Below are 20,817 nucleotides of genomic sequence, written 5' to 3' on the forward strand. Positions count from 1 at the left end.
CGGGAGACAACATGACGTTGACATACCAACAGCAGTTCGTACTGGACGGCCTGGCAGGACGTGCGGCCATCCTGAACTTGAACGCCCGATATAACCGGGCGTACTCGACGGGTGACCTGGACGGGTGGATCACGACTTTTCGTCACTCCGGTGCCACGGTCGTTCGGGGCGGGGAGAAATTCACCGACCTGCGCGCGGCGTTCAACGGTGGCGACGGCAAGCGACTCGTCACCGTCGACCATGAGATCACCGTCGACGGGGTTGACGCCACGCAGCGATGCGTCGGGTTGGTGTTCGTCGGCGCCGAACTTCGCGCCACCGGGACGTATACCGATCAGCTCATCTACGAACGCGGTGGCTGGTACTTCACGTCGCGCGAACTCGAATGGGATCTCGCGGCGCGGGAGAGCGCGCTGCCGGTGTGACAGCAGACCTTTCCTACGAATTCGCGTTCGGCACATACGAAGACGCAGTTCAGATGGTCGGCACGCGTACCGAGCCGAGGTTCGCGGGCACCGCGGTGAGTGGCGCGCGCATCCAGCACTTCGCATCGATGGTGCGCGACCCCAACCCGTCGTACTGGGATGCCGAATTCGCGAAATCGGCGTGGGGTGGCCTGGTCGCGCCTCCTGCCTTGCTGATCGGTCTGCTGATGCCGCCGCCGTGGGTGCCGAATGGCCAACCTCCGACGGCGTCGATAGCCGTCCGGGTTCCGTTGCCCGGCACCGCGATCATCAATGCCTCCAACGACGCCGAGTACTTGTTGCCGGTGCTGGAGGGCGACATGCTCAGCGTGGTCGAGGAGGTGGTGTCGGTGTCGCCGGAGAAGAAGACCCGCGTCGGCGCAGGGCATTTCATCGAGACGCTGGAGACCTATCGCCGGGGCGACGGCGCCGTCGTCGCCGCCTGCACGAACTCTTTGTTCCGATTCACGCCGGCGGCCGACCGATGACGTGGGACGAGGTCGCCGTGCAGGCGCAGCTGCCCGAGGTGGTTGACCAGATCAGCTACGAACGAGTGGTGATGAACGCCGGTACGACGTGGGATTACGTGCCGTGGCACTTCAACCCGGAGTATGCGAAAGACCATGGCCACCCAACGATTTTCGTCAACACGATGCACATCGCGGGGTTCATCGATCGGATCGCCACCGACTTCGGCGGACCGTACAGCAGGGTGGTCAGGCGCAAGGTGTCATTGCTGGGGTCGATCTATGCGGGCGATTCGATGGTGGCGCGCAGCAGGGTGGCCGGCAAGCGCATCGACACCTCCGGCGATGGGCCGCGGTACCTGGTCGCTCTCGAGATCGGTGTCTTCAATCAGCGCGACGAATTGTGCTGTCCCGCAGAGGTTACGCTTGAACTGCGGGGCTAGAACTCTGGCAGCTTGTCCGCGCTTACGGTCGACTGCAGCTCGACGTATTCGGACAGGCCTTCGGAGCCGAACTCGCGCCCGATGCCGGACTGCTTGAATCCGCCGAACGGAGCGCTGGTGTCGAGTGTGTACATGTTGATGCCGTAGGTGCCCGCACGGATCTCGGCGGCAATCTCCAGGCCGTGCGCCGCGTCGGCCGTCCACACCGAACCAGCCAACCCGTAGTCGCTGTCATTGGCGATGCGGACAGCGTCCTTCTCGTCGGTGTACTTCAGCACCGTCAGCACCGGACCGAAGATCTCCTCACGCGCGATGCGCATCTCGTTGTTCGCATCCGCGAACAACGTCGGCTGGACATACCAACCACGATCGCGCGGTTTGTCGGTGCCGCCCAACACGATTCGCGCGCCTTCGTCAACGCCTTTCTTGATGTAGCCCTGCACGCGATCCTGCTGTCGCTGCGCCACGAGCGGTCCGATGTCGGTGGCGTCGTCGGCGGGATCACCGACCTGTAGCCCCGCCATCATCTCCGCGAGCGCATCGACGACGTCATCGTGTCGGCGTTCGCTGACCAGAATCCGGGTTTGTGCGACGCACGCTTGCCCGTTGTTCATCAGGCTCGCCGTCTTCAGATGCTTGACGGTGCGGTCGATGTCAGCATCATCGAGGATGATCGCCGCAGATTTGCCACCGAGCTCCAGGCTCACCCGCTTGAGCTGTTCACCGCACAGGGCCGCGATGCGCCTGCCGGTCGCCGAGGAGCCGGTGAATGAGATCTTGTCCACCTCGGGATGGCAGACCAGCGCCTCACCCGTCTCGCGGCCGCCGGGAACGATCGAGACCACCCCCTCAGGCAAGTCGATTTCGTCCAGCATCTCCGCCAACCACATTGCATCCAAAGGTGTTTCGGGCGCCGGTTTGACTACCACCGTGCAGCCGGCGATGAGGGCGGGGACGAGCTTCGGCATGATCAGAAACTGCGGCACGTTCCACGGGACGATGGCGCCGACGACGCCGACGGGAGCCCGGCGCACATGCACCTCACCGAACAACCCCTGCCGGCGCTCGGCCCACGGGAATTCGCGTGCTGTTGCCAGGTTCAGATGCATCTGTGCGACCGCGCCTGCGGCCTGTCCGAGCCTGCTGAAACTGCGCGGCGAGCCCATCTCCGCGGTGATCAGGTCGGCCATCTCGTCGGTGTGACCGCTGTAGACCGCCGCCAGCTTCTCGATCTTCTCCATCCGCTCGGCGGGCGTCATCCGCGGCCACGGCCCGTGGTCGAACGCGTTCCTTGCGGCCGTCACCGCCTTGTCGACATCTTCGGGAGACGCTTCCGGCGTCTCACCGATCGGCTCTTCACTGTGCGGCGAGATCACCGAGAGCCGCTGCCCGGTGGCTGGCTCCTGCCAAGTGCCCCCGATGTAGAGCTTTTCGTAGACAAGGGATCTCACGCGTACGCCTCCTCATAGGACTGCCGCGCCCACGCGCGGAACTCAGTGATCGCGCCTTCGCCGCGAGCCAGCTGCGGACGGTCGCGGTAAATCTTGTTCTCCCAAACGGGGATGTCCTGTTCGATCTGCTTGCAGAAATCGCGGGCGAAGCCAAGACCCATTCGCGTCATCTCACCGGTCTCCGGCTCGGTCTGCACGAAGAAGGTGTAGCGGGCGTCCACGAATTCTCCGTCGATCGGGGTGACGGTCAACAGCGTGCACGACCGGCCGAGCCCGCGATGCCGGACCACGTCGAGCCCCAACCCAAACAGCTCGGAGTCGACTGCCCCCGACACGGGACCGCGCGGGGTCTGAAACGTCACCTCGGCGACCGCCCGCAGCCGATGCGCATCGGTCTCAAGATCGAGCTTGCCGAATCCGGATACTCCGTGCACGGTCGCGAAATGCGCGATGTCGACGGTGTTTTCGAATACCTCCTGCGGATGGGACCGGAAGCGCCAGCGGGCGGAGTCGGGTGCATGGAAGGTGAAGGCGGCGTCCTCACTCTCGGGGATTTTCGGCAGTTCCCATTCCGGTTCGGTCGGCGCTTCCGAGTGCCAGACGAAGATTGTGCCTGCCCGCTCGACGGTCGGCCACGCCCGCAGCCGGGCCGTGCGGTTCACCGTCTTCGCGTACGGGATCTCGACATTCGAACCGGTGCCGTCGAAGCGCCAGCCGTGAAACGGACAGGTGATGCAGTCGTCGGTCACCGTACCGCCGACGGCGATGTCGGCACCAAGGTGCGGGCAGTACGCGTCGAGCACAAACGGGTTACCGGAGTTGCCGCGATAACAGATCAGCCGTCGGCCGAAATAGTGAAGCGCGACGACTCGACCCGCCACGACCTCTCGGCTGTACGCGACCTGAAACCAGCCCTTCGGGTAGGCGTCGAACGGAAAGCGCTTGCCGATGTCACTCATCACGGCGTCACCGCCCGTCTGGACCGCTAAAGTTGCTATTGCTGTAAACATAGCAAAAAAGGCAGGTGTGCCGTGGACAACCCGGATTGGTGCGCGTATCCGTTCGACTTGGTGCCGGGAGACCCGCAGCTCAACTTCCCGGCGGCCGAAGGCAATCACTCCGATTGCGAGTCGGATACCTGGTTCATCGCGGGGGAGTTGACTGCCGGCAGTGGCCGCCAATTCGCGTTTCTGACGATCTTCAACAAGAACCGGCCGGGCCAGTCGATCGTCGCCGACTTTCACACGTTCGCGCTGTTTGATCTCGACACCGGCGAGTACGGCACCTACACCGACTACGACATGCCGCCTGCAAACATGGCGCCGGGGGCGCAGCCCAAGATGTCGGTTGAGGACGGCCACCTGGAGCTGACGTACGACAGCGACGCGGGCCAGGCCGTGTGGCGGACGTGTCGCGATGAGCACGGTCATTTGGTGCCGTACACGTATGACGTCACGCTGGTTGGCGCGGATGCGCGAGGCGACGCCATGAGACTGGACCTGCACATCACGCCGTCGCGGGCCCCGGTCCCGCTGGGCGGCGCGAGGTACAACGGAAAGATCGAGTGCTTCGGCCAAGCCGCGACGTACTCCTACTTCCAGACGCGGATGGCCATGACCGGCACGCTTCGTTGGGGGGCGGTGGACGAAAAGGTCGCCGGGAGTGCGGGTCACGTCGATCGCCAGTGGTTTCCGTTGGTCGCCAACAGTGGAGGGCCAACAGGCGATATTCGGTCACGGGCGCACGAGTGGCGCACGATCAACCTCGACAACGGCGTCGACCTGTCGATCTGGCGGCAGTTCGACCGCACTGACCACAATGCGCTGCAACCTTTTTCGGGTGCGACGACGTGTTCACCCGACAGTGATCCCGAGTACGCCGATGACATCGAGGTCGCCGTCTACAGTTACGTGCGCTGGCCCGACGAAGTCAAGACGCTGGTTCCGCCGCCGTCGACCGTGCGTTACATGCCCGATCGGCATCGATTGACGTCGCGTCAGCTCGAGCTGGACCTGGTCGGCGAGCCGTTGGTGCCTGCGCCCGCGCACGCGTTGCCACTGGAGTACATGGAAGGGCCCTATCGATACCGCGGGACGTTCCGCGGAAACCCGGTGAGCGGCTTTGCGTTCTACGAGCGATCGCTGGCACTCTACCGCGACTGGGAACTGGCCGAGATTGCCGCGGTGGCAGACCCCGCCGAACGAGACCTTGTGCTCGAAGAGATCGCGAAATCTCGCACATAGGTTCACGTTCGGCGGGGCAGCGCCTCCTCCCACGTCTGATGGCGGTGCTGTAGCCCGGGTTCGTTGCGGCCGAACACCAGATGTTTGCGGGCCCCTGACTCGAGGTTGGCCTGAAGGCCCGCCACAAGAGCGTAGTCCTCGTCGCGGACCGTGGCGTGCGCATAATCGAACACCGCGGCCGCACCGGCGGCCGTCGCCTCGTCGGACAGGTCCAGCGGTGTTGAGTTCTGGTGCACGGTGATTGAGCGGCCCGGCACGTCGGCGGGATAGACCCGGAACAGTTCCCCATTGGCGATCGTGCACGACAGCACGATGTTGGGGAACAGCGCGTAGATGACGACCATCGCCTGCAGCGGATCCCACTGCTCCTCGGGAAGGTTCTCGAGGTCGAGAATTCCGTTGAGGGGGAAAACAAGTCGATGATGCGGACCGAACGAATCGAACACCGTGCAGTTGCTGCGCGCGATGGTCGCGAAAGTCGTCTTGTGCACGGTAGCGAAGTGGTAGTTCTCGGCAAACGTATCGATCGCGAGTTTCCAGTTGATCGGGCAGTCGAGCACCTTCTCACCCAACGGCGCCCATCGCCCGATGCCCCAGGATTCGAGTTCGTCGGCCAACGGTCCGAGGAACGCCGGGATATCGAGGGTTGCTTCGCGGTCCAGTGACATCCAGAGGAAGCCCGCACACTCGGCAGCGGGGAACTCGGCGAGTTTCCCAGGGCCCGAGCCTGTTTCGGGAAACCCTTCCTTTCCTGGGACGCCGACGAGGTTGCCGTCGAGGTCGTAGGTCCACGAGTGGTACGGACAGGCGAGTCGTCGCGCGGCGCCGCAGCCCTCGGTGATACGTGACTGGCGGTGCAGGCACACGTTGTCGAACGCCCGCACGGTGTTGTCGGCGCTGCGGGTCAGCAGAACCGAACGGCCCATCACCGTCTTGGTGCAATACGTGCCCGGGCGGGGGAGTTCGGACACATATCCGACGAGCTGGGGGCTGGCCATCAGTAGCGCCCTGTCCTGCGCGTGGCGCTGGGGTGAGGTGTAGGTGTTCGCGGCGACGATGTGCTCCGTCGGGGTGAGGTCAGTCGTCTTGTCACGTGCGAGTTTCACCGCGCGGCGGGCCAGGTCGATGAGCTGGTCGCGATCCATACCGCCATTGTTGTTGTTTTTATAACAATCGCCAACCGTGGCCGAAAAGTGGCTGGTGATGCACCTGCTGCGCGTATCGTCCGCTCATTGGGGGTCGGGGCCGAGGTGAAGGGGAGCCATGGCGTTCATGGGAGGGAAGTCCAGCGGCTGGGTGAAATGGCTCGCCAGCGCAGCGTTCGCGACCGTGCTGGTGCCGGGGTTGGTCAATGTCGCGGGCGGTACCGCGACAGCACATGCCTTCTCAAATCCGGCGCTGCCGATCGAATACTTTGAGGTGCCATCGCAGGGCATGGGCCGCAACATCAAAGTCGAATTCCTCAGCGGCGGTCCGGCCGCCCATGCGGTGTACCTGTTGGACAGCATGGAGGCTGGCGACGACCTCAACGGCTGGGACATCAACACCCAGGCGTTCGACTGGTTCAACGGATCAGGCATGTCGCTTGTAATGCCTGTCGGCGGCAAGTCGAGCTTCTACAGCGACTGGTACGGACCGGCCGTCGGCAACAACGGGACCTACACCTACAAGTGGGAGACCTTTCTGACCCAGGAATTGCCGGCCTGGCTCTCCGCGCATAAGGGCACGCCGCCGACCGGCAACGCGATCGTGGGCTTCTCGATGGGCGGATCCTCGGCACTAGTGCTCGCCGCCTATCACCCGCAGCAGTTCATCTACGCCGGATCGTTGTCGGGCTTCCTGAACCTTTCGGCGGATCCCGGCCAAGTCGGCATCGCCATGACGTGGAACGGCGGCTTCGGTCGCGACGCCATGTGGGGTCCGCCCGGCGACCCGGCCTGGGCCCGCAACGATCCCACGGTCCAGGCCGGCAGGCTGGCCGCCAACGGCACCCGGCTGTGGATCTACTGCGGCAACGGCACACCGACAGATCCCGCACTGGCCAGCCCGGACGCTCCAATCGGCGGACTCGGCTTCCTCGAGGGCATGGCGACCGACTCGAACAAGGCGTTCGCCGACGCCTACCTCGCCGCGGGCGGGAACAACGCCGTGTTCAACTTCCCCGAGGGCATCCACGCCTGGGGTTATGCGGGGCAGCAGCTGCAGCAGATGAGGCCCGATATCCAGCGGGTGCTTGGCGCGACGCCGGCCGCCCAGACGTGAGTTGGTGGGTGGCGCACGCGGAGCGCACTGTCTCGGAGGAGATCCCCGCGCCACCCCAGGAGGTCCGTGAGTTCTACGTCGACCTCGAAAACATCAAATTGGTGCACCCCCTAGTGGTGGCGGTGCGCGCGACCGATCGGCATCAGACCGCGGACGGGTACAGTCAGAGCTATCGGGTGCAGGACCGGATTCCGCTGGGGCCGTTGAACTTACGGATCAGCTACGTGGCGCGGCTGCGGGTACCAAACGTGGGCCCCATCACCGCTGAGGCGCGTCAATTCCCGCGGGTCCGGCTGCGTACGACGGTGAGCTTTGAGCCGATCAGCGCGGGAACGCGGATCACCGAACGGATGCGCATCGAGGCGCCCCGCGCTCTGGCGGCGATGACGGTACGCGAAGCGGTCCACGCACACACCACGATGCTGGCGGGCATGCGCCGGTGCTTCGAGTAGTTACTCGGTGTCGTCAGGGGCGCCGTCGGCGTCGAGCACGCTGACCGCGATGCCGTACGGAAGGAAGCGCACTTTCCGCGTCGCATCGGTGTTGCTCTTGTTCGCTCTCAGCGCATCCAGTTCGGTCGGATAGACCTGCTCGATGTGGGCACCGCCATCGTCGTCGACGGTGTAGATCGCCCAGACACCGTCGCCGGTCTCGCCAGTCGTCTCCGGCTCGGCCCTGCCGCGCGAATGGCGCGCGAACTCGTCGAACATCGTGGCCCACCCGGCACGTTCTCCGGACGTCGTGAAGAACCTGCTCACTCCTTCGAGCGCGTCGCGCAGGCCCTCACCGGCCTCGCGGACCACCCGATCAAATTCATCGGGGTCGAACCCGAAAGGCCCGTTGCTGCTCATTGCGGTTCCTCCTGCTAGCCATGCCCCGCGACATTGCGGTAATCACAGTGTGCCTGCGCATCGTCAAGTAGTCGACTGAGGCCAAGGCCAGGTGGTAGGCAACCCATATGACCTTCACGCGCGCCGACATGCTGGCGACTGCCGAGCGATCGCCGGCGGCTGCGGGCGCGCGCGATCGCAAGGCCTGGGTCGGGCTGTTTACCTCCGCCGGTCGGATCGAGGACCCGGTCGGGTCGACGCCGCACACGGGGGTGGGGGCGATCGGCGCCTTCTACGACACGTTCATCGGTCCCCGGGTGATCCGCTATCACCCGGAGTTCGACATCGTCGTCGGCCCGACCGTGGTCCGCGACGGCGAGCTCGAGGTGACGATGGCCTCGACGCTGACGTTGCGGGTGCCTGTGTACATCCGCTACGACCTGACCGACGAGGGCGGCGAGCTGAAAATCGCTGCGCTGTCGGCTTTTTGGGAGTTGCCGGCAATGGTCGGCCAATTTCTGCGCGGTGGCGTCCGCGCTGTGCCCGCAGGCCTACAGCTGTCAAACCTGCTGCTGCGCAACCAGGGTCTGGTCGGCGCCCTCGGATTCCTCGGCGGTTTCCGAGGTTTCGGCAGCGGCGCCAAGGGCGCCGTCGCGCGATTCCTGGACGCGGCGTGCGCTGGCGACGAGGTCGGCGTGCGCAGGCGGCTCGCCGCACAGGTGCGCATTTCCAGCGGCGACGACCGTCCGCTGAGCGCGGGCGACCTGCTCAAGCATTTGTCCGGGGCGCGCTGGCGCAAGCTCATCGGATCCGGGCATGCCGTCGTCGCCGCCGTCGAACGCGCCGGGCAGCGCAGCGTGATCTTTGCGGAAGTGGGTACTGAACCCGTAGCGATCACGAGGATCCGCGTGTTCAGCGAGGCGGCTTGAGTAGGACGTGAGACGGTTACAGGACCATGGACGTCGATAACTACATGACCTATGAGCAGTTCGGGCGGAAGTTCTTCGAGATCGCCGTCAGCGAGGAGCGGGTCTGCAACGCGATCGCCGCGATCGCGGGAGACGCGTTCGAGATGGGCCCGATGGGTCAAGGCCCGGGCAAGATCGCGAAGGTCACCGCGAAGGTCAGGATCATGGATCCCCGGGTGACCCGCACGATGGGCGAAGAGATCACCTTCGATATCCGGATCCCACTCGAGATCGACATGGTCGTCGACCTGCGGATCGACAAGCCGAAGTTCATGGTGTTCGGTGAGATCACGCTGTGTGCCACGGCACGTGCCGCTGAACCGCTGCTATTGATTCTCGACGTGGAGAAGCCGCGCTCGTCCGACATCTCCATCCACGTGACGTCCAAGTCGCTGCGCGCGGAGGTGGTACGGGTCTTGGGCAACATCGACGCCGAGGTCAGGCGGTTCATCGCAGCGCACGTCTCGGGCGAGATCGACAGCCCGGCGTCGCAAAAAGCCAAGGTCATCGACGTCGCGAACAGTATCGATGCGGCCTGGACCGGCGTTTGAGGCTACGCTTCAGCGGTGTTCCGCAAAGGAATCGCCCTCGTCCTATCCGCCGGCGTGATGGCTTCCGGCCTGATATGGGCGGCGCCTGCGCAGGCCGACACCACTGATGACGCGTTTCTTTCCGCGCTGACGGACGCCGGGATCGGCGCCGCGGACCCGACGAATGCGGCCGCTCTTGGCCAGCAGGTGTGCCCGATGCTTGCCGAGCCCGGCCAGGACGCCGCCGACGTCGCCGCCAAGGTCGCGGACGCGGGCGGTATGTCGCTGGGCCCGGCGACCATGTTCACGGGCATCGCGATTTCGCCGTTCTGCCCGACCGCTGTGTCCTCGATCGCCAACGGCGAGTCGCCGATCCCGCTGGGGCTTCTCGGCTTCTAAGGCTTTGGGCGCTAGGTCGCGACGGATTCGAGCAATGGCCTTCTCGGGCCCCGGCCATCGCCCGCCGACCGGCCGCGCACATGCCGCCACAACCACGGCATGAGCATGTTCTGGGTCCACAGCACCTGTGAGTACGCCTTCGACCGCAGCGTCTGGCGTCGGGGTCTATTTCCAAGTTCGGCCCAATCATGGTTGCTCCCAGGCAAATTCAACGCTTCAGCGGCCGCGGCGGCGAACAATGCGTGGCCCCGCGGCGAGCCGTGTACGCGATCGGCGCTCCACGTGTCGGGGTCCGCCATGGACGGCGCATGAAAGAGATCGACGAGCCGGAAGTCGTACCAATCTGAGGCCCGCCTGATCTCGGCGTTGATGCGCAGGACCCGCGCCACGAGCAGGCGGCCGATCGGGATGATCTGCGCGATGTCGGGGAATGTCGTGGTGACGACGGTTGCGCGCGACAGGGCGAGTTGGGCATACAAATCTTCGAGTTCGGCGAGGGCATCGTCGAAGTAGGGGCCCGGCCGCGTCACGTCGTTCATGCCGATGCAGACCGTCACGAGGTCAGGCTGCATCTCCAGCGCCTTCGGCAGTTGGTCGTCGAGGAGGTCGCGGATCCGCCTGCCGCGCACGGCGAGGTTGGCGTACTCCAGACCAGGGTGGTGCGCGTCGACGATCTCGGCGAGTCGGTCAGCGAATCCTCTCAGGCCGACTGCGTCGTCGCCGTCCCAGAGCCCTTCGGTTTGGCTATCGCCTATCGCGACGTATCGGGAGTACCCGGGCACACCGCGACTCTAGCGACGAACCGCGGCTTCGACCTGCGACGCTCCCGCGGTCGCCGCCCTTCTGACGGCCCCTCCTGGTAGCGCGCCAGTTCGATCACGGCTACAGCATCGCCCAAATACGAAGGAGGGGCACCCAATTGGATGCCCCTCCTCGCCGATATGACTTACTTCACGTCCACGAATACCGTCATGCCGGTGACGGTGGTGTAGATGTCATTTCCGGCACCGGGAACGCCAGTGTCCGTGCGCGAATAAGTCTGGCCGGGCCGAACGGCGACGACGGCGGCCTGGTCGAGCGGGCCGGTGCCGATCCGGTTCACGATCACGGTGTAACCCTGGGCCCGCAGCTCGTTGATTGTCTGTTGAGCGTTGCCGGGGCCGGTCGGCGCGGCGGCTGCCGGAGCCGCCAGCCCGATGATCGCGGCACCTGCGCCAGCGACCACCGCTGTTGTGAGTCCGAACTTCTTCATCTTGATGTCCTTTCATAATGTCTAGACCTTTAAAGCGGCTGGTCAGCGGATAAATTTCGGCTATGCACATGCCGGTGACAGCTATCACGTCCGGCGTGCTTAGGCAGCAGGTTTCGCGGCCGGTTATCCCCAGGCGCGAATTCATCCACAGATTGAGATAGGCGCCGAGGTTTCACCCGCTCCGCGTCGCGGGGGGTGGGTAGCTTCGCTCATATGTTCGATCAACTCGCGGAGGCTGCCGCCGGTGCCTGTGGTGCCGGCGCGGTGGGGGCGTGGGCGCGGGTAGAAAACGCCGCGTGTGCTCGGCGGTTGTTCGCGATCGCCGATGTGCTTGCCGCGCGGATGTCGGCCGATGATTGCGCCGAGCGGGAACAGTGGTGTGTCGACAATTGGGACGCGGTGGCTGCTGAGGTGGCGGCGGCCCACGACGTGTCCCTGGGGGTGGCCTCACATCAGTTGCTGATCGCCATGGCGCTGCGCGAGCGGCTGCCGCGGGTGGCCGAGGTGTTTGCCACCGGCCGGATTTCCTACCGGCAGGTCAATGCGATCGTGTATCGCACCGCGCTGATCCGCGACGCCGAAGCGGCGGCCAAGGTGGATGTGGAGTTGGCCGGGGCGGCGGTGGGCTGGGGGTCGATGTCGGTGGCCACGGTCGAGGCCGCCATCGATTACTGGGTGGATCGGGTTGACCCCGATGCGGTGCGCCGCATTGAAACCAGTGCCCGGGGCCGGCATGTGGATGTCGTGGACGCCGCCAACGGCAGCGGGGGTGTCCTATCTGCAGGCCACGTTATTGAGCCAGGACGGCGCCGCGCTGGATCATCGGTTGGAGGCGATGGCAGGCGCGGTGTGTGCGGCCGATCCGCGCACGCTCGATCAGCGCCGCAGCGACGCATTGGGCGCGCTGGGGCACGGTGCTGACCGGCTGCGGTGCCTGTGCGGGGACGCTGAGTGCACTGCGGCAGCCAAGACGCCCAGCGCGGTGGTGGTGAACGTGATCGCCGACCAGCACAGCCTCACCGACGACACCGACGCGCAGCTGGATGGGGCCGAGGCGCCCGGGCCCAGCACCGCAGAGCTGCGGAAGATGAGCATTGCCCAGGCGTTGGCGCAGCCCGCGCCGACGGGCAGCCCGAACACCAACCCGGCTGTGGTGATGGGTGGCGGGATTCTGCCCGCACCGTTACTGGCGGCCAAACTGGCTGCCACCGCGACGATTCGGCCGGTGATTCATCCCGGTGACAGCCAGCCCGAGCCCCGGTATGCGCCCTCGGCGGCGTTGGCGCGGTTTGTCCGCTGTCGCGATCTGACATGTCGATTCCCCGGCTGCAACGAACCGGCAGATCATTGCGACTTGGACCACACGATCCCGTATCCGGACGGGCCGACGTGTGCGTCGAACATCAAATGCCTCTGTCGAAAACACCACCTGCTCAAGACATTCTGCGGCTGGTCAGACCGACAACTACCTGATGGCACCGTCATCTGGACCAGCCCAAGCGGGCAGACCTCAACTACGTACCCGGGTAGCCGGCTGCTGTTTCCATCTCTGTGCCGACCCACCGCGCCGGTCGACACACCGACCAATGCGCCTAGCGCCCAGCCCAGTCGTGGACTGAAGATGCCGCGCCGCAGGAGCACCCGGGCCCAAGACCGGGCCAACCGCATCGACGAAGAACGCGCCCGCAACCACGAACTCCGCCAAAACCTCGAAAACAATTGCGACGACGCCTATTTCCCGACACGCCCACCGCCTCCAGGGGACGACGACCCTCCACCGTTCTGACCGCAGATGTCGCTACCGCGACGTGACGGCAAAGAGGCGCCCGCAAGCGGTCAACGCACCGTTCGGATTCAGGGATGCTTGGCGTAGCGCTGCAGGAAGGCGACGGCAAGGAATGCGCCGAACGCAATGCCCGCAACGCATTTCGCGCTCCCGCTCCTAGAAGAACCGGCCCACCCTGGCAAGATTCAGCGGCACGCCGACGACGCTGAGCTGATTGAGGATGTCCTCCAAGCGTTTTCGCGGGACATCCATCCGCCACTCCGGCAGCGTGCCTTCCAGACGCACAACCCCTGGCGCAAAGCTGATGCCCGTCAGGGTGAGGCCATGCGGAAGCTCCGGCAGCCGCACCGGATACGCAGGTGTCCGCACAGGCAGCCTCCACTGGGACCGCCGCACAGCCAGACCGCGCGGCTTGAGCCACAGCGTCGACCCGTCGAGGTGCGCATCGACCTCCACGTGTCCCAGCAGCGGTCTGCGGGACAACCGCAGTCGAGCGACCCCATCAGCGCCGACCTCACCGGACAGCCGCGGCACCGCCCACCGAAACAAATCGTCGAGCACCGGGGTGGGGATCTCCAAGGTCAACTCGACCGGCGCGGCCACCAGCACCGGTGGCGCTGTCGGCTTCATGTGCACGTTATGCATCACCGCAGTCGCCTGGTCGAATCGATGTCCATTCCAATAGATGTCACGCGCGGCAAGCCGGACATCGTTGAGCTGGCCCACCGACAACCCGCGGATGTCGAGCCGAGAGTCGAATTCGGTGACCGTCAGCATCAGATCGCCGTCATCCAGCCGCACCGCCAGCCGACGCCCCACCACCAGCCGGCGCACCGTCATGAACAACGTCCGGTAGGCCGCCGCCGCCCCGGTGCTGACCGGCGCGACCGCCGCCGTCGACCACAGCGACGTCAGCATGTCGAGCGGCCGGAACGGGTCGAACCGGCGCAGCGGACGCGTCATGCGTCCAGCCTCCCTCATCAGCGTGACGGAGTGAAGCTCGATAACAGTGCCCGCATGGACTTAGCGACTGCGTGTCGCGTCTCGACCGGATCGGGCGAGTTGGCAATCAGCATCGCGCCGCGGGTCAGCGCGCCGAGCAGCAGCCGAGTCGCGGTTTCGGGGTCCTCGACGGTGATGGTGCCCGCCCGCGCGGCGTCGGTCAGCGAATGCACGATCGCCGCGTGCGCATAGCGCTCGTCGAGTTCGGTGTAGCGTGCCAGACCAAGCACCGCGGGACCGTCGACGATCAAGATGCGCTGCAGATCCGGCTGCAGCACGCCATCGAGGAATGCCTCAAAGGCACGCGCCAGTTCGTCGATGCCGTCCGACGCTCCGTGCGCCGCCTTTGCAGACGCCGTCATCAGATCGGTGTGCGCCTGCACGAACACCGCCTCGAAAAGCGCTGTCTTCGTGGGGAAGTGGTGATACAGCGCCCCCGTTGTGACACGGGCTTCGCGCGCCAAGTCTTCGACCGACGTCGCGCGGAACCCGTTTTCACCGAACAGCCTGCGTCCTGCCGCGATCAGCGCCGCTCGCGTTTGCGCGACCTGTTCGCCGCGCAAGGTAGCGGGCTGGTCCGACATCTAGTCCTCCTCCTCGGTAGACCGAGAATACCCTATTGACATAGTGACGTTATGTGAAATAGTTGCTCTATGACATCAGCCCCCGCGCAACTCACCGGCCCGTGCGAGGACGCCCGTCACGCGTACGGCCCGACTCTGAACGCGCTGCGCGGCGCCATCGCGAGAAGCGCCGACCTCTGGCGTCGCATCGACAAGCCCGATGCACCCGCGCCCGGTCTGATCTGGACCGCCGCGGAGACCGCCGCACACGTCGTCGGTGATCTCCGTGACTACACCCAGGCACTGACACGTCACGCCAACGGCTATATGACCCACCCCAATCGACCGACCGAATCACCCTCGGCGCTCAGCGCGAAGGTCAACGCCCGTCATCTCGAGGAGGTGCCCGAGCGCAACCTGCACACGTTGGCCGACATGCTCGAGGTCGCCGCCGACGCCTACCTGAACGCGGCCGCCACCGCCAATCCGGGCGTCGAGATCCAAACACCAAACGGTTTGGTGATCGGGCCCGCGACTATGGCTACCCTGCTGCTCGGCGAGCAGCTCATCCACGGCCTCGACATCTCGCGGACGGCCAAGCTTGAATGGCCGATCGACAAGGCCGACGCGTTCCTGGTGATACCCGGCGTGCTGGCCGTCGCGCCGCAATACCTGCGACCGCAGCGCGCTGCGGGCACCCGCATCAGCTTCGAGTTGCGGATGCGCGGCGGGCCCAGCTACCGGCTGGCAGTGGCCGACGGCACCGCGGTCGTCACCGCGGCCGGTGAGAGGGCCGACTGCGTGATCACCGCGGACCCCGTCGCCTTCCTGTTGCTCGGCTACGGCAGGATCGGGCAGCTGTCACCCGTGCTGCGCGGACAGCTACGGCCCGGCGGCCGCAAGCCCTGGCTCGCGATGAAGTTCAGCACGCTGCTCTATAGCCCGTAGTCGTACAGTTGGGGGCAATGGCCTCTGTGGTAATCGTCGGCAGCGGATTCACTGGCTTCGAATGCGCTCGGCACCTGTCGAGAAAACTGCGCAGACACAATGCGTCGGTCGACATCTCGATCATCTCCCCTGCCGACTACATGCTGTACACCCCGCTGTTGCCCGATGTAGCCGGCGGCGTGGTCGACGCCCGGTTCGTGGCGATTCCACTTGCCAACGCGTTGCACGGCGTGCAGCACATTCGCGGCAGGGTCGATGGCATCGACTTCGAGGATCGCACCGTCACGTTCACCGACCCCGAGGAGCGCGCCCGCAGCCTGCCGTGGGATCGCCTTGTCCTGACCCCGGGTTCGGTGACCCGCTTGTTCGACGTGCCCGGTCTCGCCGAGCACGCCCGCGGGCTGAAGTCGACGGCCGAAGCGCTATACCTGCGCGACCACGTGCTGGAGCAGCTCGAACTCGCCGATGTCGATGACGATCCCGGTCGCGCCGCGGCGCGCAGAACGATCGTCGTCGTCGGCGCGTCGTATTCGGGCACCGAACTCGTCGTGCAGCTGCGCGCACTCGCCGACTCGGCGGCCAGACAAATGGATTTCGACCCGGCTGACGTCAAATTCGTGTTGCTCGATCTTGCCGAACAGGTGATGCCCGAGGTGGGGGAGAAGCTGGGCGCTGCGGCGATGCGGGTGTTGAGATCGCGTGGCATCGACGTCCGGCTCGGCGTCACGCTGAAGGAAGTTCACGCCGAACACGTTGTGCTCAGTGATGATTCACTGCTCCGCACACACACCGTGGCATGGGTGACCGGGGTGACCGGTGCTCCACTGATCGAAAAGCTCGGCCTGCCAACGGAGAAGGGCAGGCTGACGGTCGGGACGAATCTTACGGTACCCGGCCATCCCGACGTGTTCTCCGCGGGCGATGCCGCAGCGGTGCCCGACGTCACGCAGCCAGGCAACATCACCCCGCCGACGGCACAGCACGCCATCCGGCAGGGAAAGGTGTTGGCGCACAACGTCGCCGCGAGCCTTGGCTACGGGAAGCCGAAGAACTACAAGCACCGCAACATGGGCTTGGTGGTCGATCTCGGACCGCGCCACGCCGTCGCCAACCCGCTCAACATCCAGTTGTCCGGGTTGCCCGCCAAGACCGTCACCCGCGCCTACCACCTGTACGCGATCCCGCGGTTCGTCAACCGCTGGGCCGTGTCCCTGGCCTATCTCACCGACGTGTTCTTCGATCGTTCGGTGGTGTCGATGGGGCTGGCGTCCGAGGAGGAGGCGCGGTTCCACGCCAGTGAAGGCATCCCGATGCCGAAACCGGACTGATTCAAGTCCGTCGAAGCGGGAACGCTACGGGCATGGCTACGTATCGCGTGTTGAACCCCAAGGGTGAGGTTGTCGACACCAAAGACATCGAAAGCGCCGATGACGCGCATGCCTGGTTCGTCGACCAGAAGGCCGACCCCGAACTCGGCTGGCGCATGGAGGTCAAGGCCGACGACGGTCACTGGGCGTTCTTCGATGACAGTGAGGGCGACCGCAAGTACTAGCGGGCGTGCCTGCCCAGTTCGAGCCGACTACGCGCGCGCAGTGCCTGCGTGGCGCTCTCCGGCATGCCCAGCACCCGAATACAGGCATCCGCAACATGTTCCGGTAACCGCGCTCGGTCCGGTCTGGGCTGTTTAGCCCACATGTTGACCAACGACTCCACCAACCGGAACGGCAGATCGGCGGCTGCCTCATCCACGCCGGTGTCCGCGACGATTGCCTTGCTCACAGCCAGGTAATGCAGGCGCAGTCGCTCGCGGTCCGACCAGAACGGCTCGAGTCGCGCCCCGCGCAGTTCGGGCTGCAGGTATAGCGCGCCGAGATTCCAGCGGCCGTCCAACAACTGCCTGCCGTCAAACAACGCCAGCGCATGCAGGTGCTCGGCAGCGCTGAGCGCAGGCTCGGCCGCCGACAGGCTGTCGACGATCGTCAGCGTCGGCGTCACGGTCTGGCTGAGCAAGGCGCACAGGATGTCGTCCTTGGTCTTGAAGTAGTGATACAGCGATGCCTGCCGGATGCCGACGGCTTCGGCGATGGTGCGGGTCGAGGTGCCCGTATAACCGAGGGTGGTAAAGAGTTCGCCCGCGGCATCGAGGATCTCGTCGCGGGCGGTAGTGCCGGGCCGGCGCTGGGTCGTCAGCCGTGGGCGGCCCGCACGAGTGATCGACATGGTCCCATCGTGACCTACTGAACAGCGGATATGCGTTTCTGTCACACGACAGAAACGCGTGACACGAATCGGTTACGCAGCGCACCAGATTGGTTACAGCAGCGACACCCACCACCGGGGCGCCCACTGAAAACTGTCAAGTGACAGGCGGGGGTGGCAGGAGCTGTGGATGAGTAGCGCTGTATCTGAGGTCGACGCCGAGGCCTCGGCTGATGTTGCGCGGGTCGCGGCAATCACCGATCTGCACGTCACGTTCCGCCGTAACGGCAAGGACGTACATGCCCTGCGCGGCGTGTCCCTGGACATCGCGCCCGGCGAGATCCTGGGTCTGGTCGGCGAATCGGGGTCAGGAAAGAGCGTCCTCGGGTTCACCCTGCTCGGGCTGCTGCCGCGCGCCCGGGTGCAGGGCTCGGTGACGGTGACGGGCACCGACATGGTGAACGGCGACGCGAAGACGCTGCGCAAGGTCCGCCGCCTCGACCTCGGCGCCATCTTTCAGGACCCGATGACGTCGCTGAACCCTACGATGCGGATCGGCAAGCAGGTTGCCGAGGCGGCGGGCAGCGACGAGGAAGCGCTCAAGCTGCTCACCGCGGTCGGGATCCCGGAACCCAAGCGGCGGTTTAGGGCCTACCCGCACGAGCTCTCCGGAGGGCTGCGGCAGCGGGTGATGATCGCGATCGCGATCTCAGGCAATCCCGAGCTGATCATCGCCGACGAACCGACCACCGCGCTCGACGTCACGGTGCAGGCGCAGGTCCTGCGGCTGCTGCTGCGACTGCGCGACGAAATCGGTTGCAGCATCGTGTTCATCACCCATGACCTTGGCGTGGCCGCACAGATCTCCGACCGCATCGCGGTGCTCTATGCCGGTCGGGTCGCCGAAATCGGGCCTACCGCAGATGTTCTCGGTCGACCGGCACACCCATACACGCATGGCCTACTGCGCTCCCGGCTGACTCTGGACACCGCCAGGCATCGCAAGCTCGCGGCACTGGCCGGTTCGGTGCCCAGTCCGGTGGCGCCACTGCCGGGATGCGCGTTCGCGCCACGTTGTGTGCTCGCCACCCCGGCGTGTGAGGCGACGCCGCCCGGCCCGATCACGATCGCACCTGGCAGGGTCAGCGCCTGCATTCTGCCGTTCGATGCGGTGTCGACGGAACTCGGCTCGCGCCTGACGACCACCACCGAGGACATCGAGCCGGAGTCGGAGGTCACCGAATCCTCCGAGCCACCCGCGGTGGTGCTGCACGAAGTGATCAAGTCATTCGGCAAACTTCAAGCGCTGCGCGGCATTTCATTGACCGTCGGGCACGGCGAATCGGTCGCGCTGGTCGGCGAAAGCGGATCGGGGAAGTCCACCCTGCTACGTGTCATCGCGAGTCTCGAGAAAGCCACATCCGGGACCGTCGATCTGGCCGGCGGCCAGCGACCGCAGATGGTGTTCCAGGACGCGGGCGCATCGCTGACGCCGTGGCTGTCGGTCGGAGAGCTGATCACCGAACGGCTGCGTGGAAACGGGTTGTCCCGCAGCCAAAGACAGGACGCGGTCGCCGAGGTGCTGCAACGCGTCGGCCTGCCACTGGACATCGCGAAGTCACGGGCTGGCCAGCTGTCAGGCGGTCAGCGCCAACGGGTGTCGCTGGCGCGGGCAACTGTGGTGCCGCCGGCGGTGCTGCTGTGCGACGAACCGACCAGCGCCCTCGACGTGTCGTTGGCGGCTTCGGTACTCAACCTCATCGGCGACCTTCGGCGGACGTTGGACATGTCAGTGGTATTCGTGACGCATGACCTGTCGGTCGCGCGGGTCGTTGCCGACCGCATCGCGGTGATGTATCTCGGCCGCATCGTCGAGATCGGCCCCGCCGACGACGTCATCAACAATCCTGTGCATCCCTACACCAGGGCGCTCGTCGACTCGATTCCTGACCTTGGTCGCGAATCGCGGGTGCTCCCAGGTGAACCCGCGAGCCCGCTGTCTCCGCCCAGCGGCTGCGCCTTCCACCCACGCTGCCCGGTCGCCATCGACACCTGCTCCGAGAGCCAACTCGACGTGCGGCTCGAGGGGGCGCCGGGAAGTCCGCACCAAATCGCCTGTATCGAGCGGAAGGCGAGCTGAGATGGCCATTGCACTGCCAGCAGGCGTGTTGACGCGCGGTCGGATACGCAGCTTTTCGTTGCCGAAATCGTCACCCACGCTGATGAATTGGGCCGCCGTCAGTCTGGTTGTGATCGTGACGATCGTAGCGGTCGCGGTGCCCGTGATTTCGCCGCATGACCCGCTGGTGCCGGCGGGTATGCCGCTGCAGGCGCCCGGCAAGGACGGCTTCTTGCTCGGCAGCGACGCGATCGGCCGCGACATCCTCAGCCGCGTGCTGTACGGCGTGCGGGCCAGTTGGTTCGCGGCCCTGGTGGTAGTCGCGGTCGGGCTGCTGATCGGAGGCCTTGTCGGGCTGATCGCAGGCGCGACGGGCGGTTGGGTCGACAGCCTGCTGATGCGGATCACCGACGCGTTCCTGTCGCTGCCCGCGCCGGTGCTGGCGATCGCTGTAGTCGCGGCCCTCGGACCGGGATTCGTGCACACGCTGATCGCGGTGTCGATCGTCTGGTGGCCGTTCTACGCGAGGCTAGTGCGCGGTGAGGTTGCTCGCCTCGCCGCTCGCCCACACGTCGAGGCCGCCCGACTGGCGGGTGTCGGGCCAATTCGATTGGCCAGCAGACATCTACTGCCGGGCGCGGTGCCGAACTCATTGGTGGCCGCCAGCCTCGACATCGGCAACCTGATCCTCACACTGGCCGCGCTGTCGTTCCTCGGCCTCGGCCAGGCCGCACCGGCACCTGAGCTCGGCGCGGACACCGCCCGCAACCTGACCTACTTCCTCCAACAGTGGTGGGTGCCCGTGATGCCGGGCGTCGCCGTCCTGGTCCTCGCCCTCGCCGCCAACCTCGCGGGCGACGGTCTGCGCAACCTGATGAAGACGAGCTAGGT

General features: G+C 65.7%; 23 protein-coding genes and 1 pseudogene. 15 read left to right on the forward strand and 9 right to left on the reverse strand.

Annotated features, from left to right (window positions below; all coding sequences use genetic code 11):
- The first annotated feature begins 11 nt into the window (after positions 1-11).
- The 3 genes from MYCSM_RS15320 to MYCSM_RS15330 are packed head-to-tail and all read left to right on the forward strand — an operon-like array spanning position 12 to position 1,374.
- The gene (locus MYCSM_RS15320; protein ID WP_015307070.1) at positions 12-425 is read left to right on the forward strand and encodes a nuclear transport factor 2 family protein; all 414 of its coding nucleotides are present in this window, start codon (positions 12-14) and stop codon (positions 423-425) included.
- Positions 386-952: an FAS1-like dehydratase domain-containing protein gene (locus MYCSM_RS15325; protein WP_083906291.1), complete on the forward strand. Its 567-nt coding sequence runs from the start codon at positions 386-388 to the stop codon at positions 950-952. The genes MYCSM_RS15320 and MYCSM_RS15325 overlap by 40 nt, the downstream gene beginning before the upstream one ends.
- A complete protein-coding gene (locus tag MYCSM_RS15330) occupies positions 949-1,374 on the forward strand; it encodes a MaoC/PaaZ C-terminal domain-containing protein (protein WP_015307072.1) in 426 nt (141 codons plus the stop codon). Before MYCSM_RS15325 ends, MYCSM_RS15330 begins: the two co-directional genes overlap by 4 nt.
- Here the strand turns inward: MYCSM_RS15330 and MYCSM_RS15335 are convergent.
- The gene (locus MYCSM_RS15335) at positions 1,371-2,825 is read right to left on the reverse strand and encodes an aldehyde dehydrogenase (RefSeq protein WP_015307073.1); all 1,455 of its coding nucleotides are present in this window, start codon (positions 2,823-2,825) and stop codon (positions 1,371-1,373) included. The genes MYCSM_RS15330 and MYCSM_RS15335 overlap by 4 nt on opposite strands.
- Positions 2,822-3,784, reverse strand: coding sequence for a Rieske 2Fe-2S domain-containing protein (locus MYCSM_RS15340; protein WP_015307074.1), 963 nt, complete (start codon positions 3,782-3,784; stop codon positions 2,822-2,824). Before MYCSM_RS15340 ends, MYCSM_RS15335 begins: the two co-directional genes overlap by 4 nt.
- A gap of 72 nt (positions 3,785-3,856) precedes the next feature.
- On the opposite strand from MYCSM_RS15340, the gene MYCSM_RS15345 reads away from it, so the two are divergent.
- A complete protein-coding gene (locus MYCSM_RS15345; RefSeq protein WP_015307075.1) occupies positions 3,857-5,068 on the forward strand; it encodes a lipocalin-like domain-containing protein in 1,212 nt (403 codons plus the stop codon).
- A gap of 2 nt (positions 5,069-5,070) precedes the next feature.
- Here MYCSM_RS15345 and MYCSM_RS15350 read toward each other — a convergent pair whose 3' ends face one another.
- Positions 5,071-6,213, reverse strand: coding sequence for an aromatic ring-hydroxylating oxygenase subunit alpha (locus MYCSM_RS15350; protein WP_015307076.1), 1,143 nt, complete (start codon positions 6,211-6,213; stop codon positions 5,071-5,073).
- A 118-nt stretch (positions 6,214-6,331) separates the two neighbouring features.
- On the opposite strand from MYCSM_RS15350, the gene MYCSM_RS15355 reads away from it, so the two are divergent.
- Both MYCSM_RS15355 and MYCSM_RS15360 read left to right on the forward strand, forming a co-directional pair.
- On the forward strand, positions 6,332-7,330 hold the full coding sequence (locus MYCSM_RS15355; protein WP_015307077.1) for an esterase family protein: 999 nt from the start codon (positions 6,332-6,334) through the stop codon (positions 7,328-7,330).
- The gene (locus MYCSM_RS15360) at positions 7,327-7,782 is read left to right on the forward strand and encodes an SRPBCC family protein (RefSeq protein ID WP_041312148.1); all 456 of its coding nucleotides are present in this window, start codon (positions 7,327-7,329) and stop codon (positions 7,780-7,782) included. Before MYCSM_RS15355 ends, MYCSM_RS15360 begins: the two co-directional genes overlap by 4 nt.
- On the opposite strand, the gene MYCSM_RS15365 is transcribed toward MYCSM_RS15360, so the two are convergent.
- On the reverse strand, positions 7,783-8,181 hold the full coding sequence (locus MYCSM_RS15365) for a hypothetical protein (RefSeq protein WP_015307079.1): 399 nt from the start codon (positions 8,179-8,181) through the stop codon (positions 7,783-7,785).
- A gap of 107 nt (positions 8,182-8,288) precedes the next feature.
- On the opposite strand from MYCSM_RS15365, the gene MYCSM_RS15370 reads away from it, so the two are divergent.
- From MYCSM_RS15370 to MYCSM_RS15380, 3 genes are read left to right on the forward strand one after another with little or no spacing between them, the layout of a single operon-like run.
- Positions 8,289-9,089, forward strand: coding sequence for a ketosteroid isomerase family protein (locus tag MYCSM_RS15370; protein WP_015307080.1), 801 nt, complete (start codon positions 8,289-8,291; stop codon positions 9,087-9,089).
- A gap of 26 nt (positions 9,090-9,115) precedes the next feature.
- Positions 9,116-9,679: a hypothetical protein gene (locus MYCSM_RS15375; protein WP_015307081.1), complete on the forward strand. Its 564-nt coding sequence runs from the start codon at positions 9,116-9,118 to the stop codon at positions 9,677-9,679.
- 15 nt (positions 9,680-9,694) lie between these two features.
- A complete protein-coding gene (locus tag MYCSM_RS15380; protein ID WP_015307082.1) occupies positions 9,695-10,057 on the forward strand; it encodes a DUF732 domain-containing protein in 363 nt (120 codons plus the stop codon).
- Positions 10,058-10,068: 11 nt separating this feature from the next.
- Here MYCSM_RS15380 and MYCSM_RS15385 read toward each other — a convergent pair whose 3' ends face one another.
- Together MYCSM_RS15385 and MYCSM_RS15390 are read right to left on the reverse strand one after the other, a co-directional pair.
- On the reverse strand, positions 10,069-10,839 hold the full coding sequence (locus tag MYCSM_RS15385) for an SGNH/GDSL hydrolase family protein (protein ID WP_015307083.1): 771 nt from the start codon (positions 10,837-10,839) through the stop codon (positions 10,069-10,071).
- A 164-nt stretch (positions 10,840-11,003) separates the two neighbouring features.
- The gene (locus MYCSM_RS15390) at positions 11,004-11,309 is read right to left on the reverse strand and encodes a hypothetical protein (protein ID WP_015307084.1); all 306 of its coding nucleotides are present in this window, start codon (positions 11,307-11,309) and stop codon (positions 11,004-11,006) included.
- A gap of 213 nt (positions 11,310-11,522) precedes the next feature.
- Here MYCSM_RS15390 and MYCSM_RS15395 point away from each other — a divergent pair.
- A pseudogene (locus tag MYCSM_RS15395) lies at positions 11,523-13,095 on the forward strand (DUF222 domain-containing protein).
- 156 nt (positions 13,096-13,251) lie between these two features.
- On the opposite strand, the gene MYCSM_RS15400 reads toward MYCSM_RS15395, so the two are convergent.
- Together MYCSM_RS15400 and MYCSM_RS15405 are read right to left on the reverse strand one after the other, a co-directional pair.
- Positions 13,252-14,058, reverse strand: a complete 807-nt coding sequence (locus MYCSM_RS15400; RefSeq protein WP_015307085.1) for a hypothetical protein — start codon at positions 14,056-14,058, stop codon at positions 13,252-13,254.
- A 17-nt stretch (positions 14,059-14,075) separates the two neighbouring features.
- On the reverse strand, positions 14,076-14,681 hold the full coding sequence (locus tag MYCSM_RS15405) for a TetR/AcrR family transcriptional regulator (protein WP_015307086.1): 606 nt from the start codon (positions 14,679-14,681) through the stop codon (positions 14,076-14,078).
- Positions 14,682-14,750: 69 nt separating this feature from the next.
- Between MYCSM_RS15405 and MYCSM_RS35985 the strand changes: the two genes are divergently transcribed.
- From MYCSM_RS35985 to MYCSM_RS15420, 3 genes are read left to right on the forward strand one after another with little or no spacing between them, the layout of a single operon-like run.
- Complete coding sequence (locus MYCSM_RS35985) at positions 14,751-15,608, forward strand: maleylpyruvate isomerase N-terminal domain-containing protein (RefSeq protein WP_015307087.1); 858 nt, start codon at positions 14,751-14,753, stop codon at positions 15,606-15,608.
- 17 nt (positions 15,609-15,625) lie between these two features.
- The gene (locus tag MYCSM_RS15415) at positions 15,626-16,936 is read left to right on the forward strand and encodes an NAD(P)/FAD-dependent oxidoreductase (protein ID WP_015307088.1); all 1,311 of its coding nucleotides are present in this window, start codon (positions 15,626-15,628) and stop codon (positions 16,934-16,936) included.
- 32 nt (positions 16,937-16,968) lie between these two features.
- The gene (locus tag MYCSM_RS15420) at positions 16,969-17,160 is read left to right on the forward strand and encodes a hypothetical protein (RefSeq protein ID WP_015307089.1); all 192 of its coding nucleotides are present in this window, start codon (positions 16,969-16,971) and stop codon (positions 17,158-17,160) included.
- Here MYCSM_RS15420 and MYCSM_RS15425 read toward each other — a convergent pair.
- The gene (locus tag MYCSM_RS15425; RefSeq protein WP_015307090.1) at positions 17,157-17,828 is read right to left on the reverse strand and encodes a TetR/AcrR family transcriptional regulator; all 672 of its coding nucleotides are present in this window, start codon (positions 17,826-17,828) and stop codon (positions 17,157-17,159) included. The genes MYCSM_RS15420 and MYCSM_RS15425 overlap by 4 nt on opposite strands.
- A 169-nt stretch (positions 17,829-17,997) precedes the next feature.
- On the opposite strand from MYCSM_RS15425, the gene MYCSM_RS15430 reads away from it, so the two are divergent.
- Both MYCSM_RS15430 and MYCSM_RS15435 read left to right on the forward strand, forming a co-directional pair.
- A complete protein-coding gene (locus tag MYCSM_RS15430; protein WP_015307091.1) occupies positions 17,998-19,947 on the forward strand; it encodes a dipeptide ABC transporter ATP-binding protein in 1,950 nt (649 codons plus the stop codon).
- A 1-nt stretch (position 19,948) separates the two neighbouring features.
- Positions 19,949-20,815: an ABC transporter permease gene (locus MYCSM_RS15435; RefSeq protein ID WP_015307092.1), complete on the forward strand. Its 867-nt coding sequence runs from the start codon at positions 19,949-19,951 to the stop codon at positions 20,813-20,815.
- Positions 20,816-20,817: the final 2 nt, after the last annotated feature.

The organism is Mycobacterium sp. JS623, from assembly GCF_000328565.1.
Lineage (GTDB): Bacteria > Actinomycetota > Actinomycetes > Mycobacteriales > Mycobacteriaceae > Mycobacterium.

Coding starts and splice junctions, on each gene's coding strand:
- MYCSM_RS15320 (WP_015307070.1), top strand. CDS start 12: ATGACGTTGACATACCAACAGCAGTTCGTACTGGACGGCCTGGCAGGA.
- MYCSM_RS15425 (WP_015307090.1), bottom strand. CDS start 17,828: ATGTCGATCACTCGTGCGGGCCGCCCACGGCTGACGACCCAGCGCCGG.
- MYCSM_RS15415 (WP_015307088.1), top strand. CDS start 15,626: ATGGCCTCTGTGGTAATCGTCGGCAGCGGATTCACTGGCTTCGAATGC.
- MYCSM_RS15430 (WP_015307091.1), top strand. CDS start 17,998: ATGAGTAGCGCTGTATCTGAGGTCGACGCCGAGGCCTCGGCTGATGTT.
- MYCSM_RS15350 (WP_015307076.1), bottom strand. CDS start 6,213: ATGGATCGCGACCAGCTCATCGACCTGGCCCGCCGCGCGGTGAAACTC.
- MYCSM_RS15365 (WP_015307079.1), bottom strand. CDS start 8,181: ATGAGCAGCAACGGGCCTTTCGGGTTCGACCCCGATGAATTTGATCGG.
- MYCSM_RS15340 (WP_015307074.1), bottom strand. CDS start 3,784: ATGAGTGACATCGGCAAGCGCTTTCCGTTCGACGCCTACCCGAAGGGC.
- MYCSM_RS15325 (WP_083906291.1), top strand. CDS start 386: ATGGGATCTCGCGGCGCGGGAGAGCGCGCTGCCGGTGTGACAGCAGAC.
- MYCSM_RS15390 (WP_015307084.1), bottom strand. CDS start 11,309: ATGAAGAAGTTCGGACTCACAACAGCGGTGGTCGCTGGCGCAGGTGCC.
- MYCSM_RS35985 (WP_015307087.1), top strand. CDS start 14,751: ATGACATCAGCCCCCGCGCAACTCACCGGCCCGTGCGAGGACGCCCGT.
- MYCSM_RS15355 (WP_015307077.1), top strand. CDS start 6,332: ATGGCGTTCATGGGAGGGAAGTCCAGCGGCTGGGTGAAATGGCTCGCC.
- MYCSM_RS15420 (WP_015307089.1), top strand. CDS start 16,969: ATGGCTACGTATCGCGTGTTGAACCCCAAGGGTGAGGTTGTCGACACC.
- MYCSM_RS15400 (WP_015307085.1), bottom strand. CDS start 14,058: ATGACGCGTCCGCTGCGCCGGTTCGACCCGTTCCGGCCGCTCGACATG.
- MYCSM_RS15435 (WP_015307092.1), top strand. CDS start 19,949: ATGGCCATTGCACTGCCAGCAGGCGTGTTGACGCGCGGTCGGATACGC.
- MYCSM_RS15330 (WP_015307072.1), top strand. CDS start 949: ATGACGTGGGACGAGGTCGCCGTGCAGGCGCAGCTGCCCGAGGTGGTT.
- MYCSM_RS15370 (WP_015307080.1), top strand. CDS start 8,289: ATGACCTTCACGCGCGCCGACATGCTGGCGACTGCCGAGCGATCGCCG.
- MYCSM_RS15375 (WP_015307081.1), top strand. CDS start 9,116: ATGGACGTCGATAACTACATGACCTATGAGCAGTTCGGGCGGAAGTTC.
- MYCSM_RS15405 (WP_015307086.1), bottom strand. CDS start 14,681: ATGTCGGACCAGCCCGCTACCTTGCGCGGCGAACAGGTCGCGCAAACG.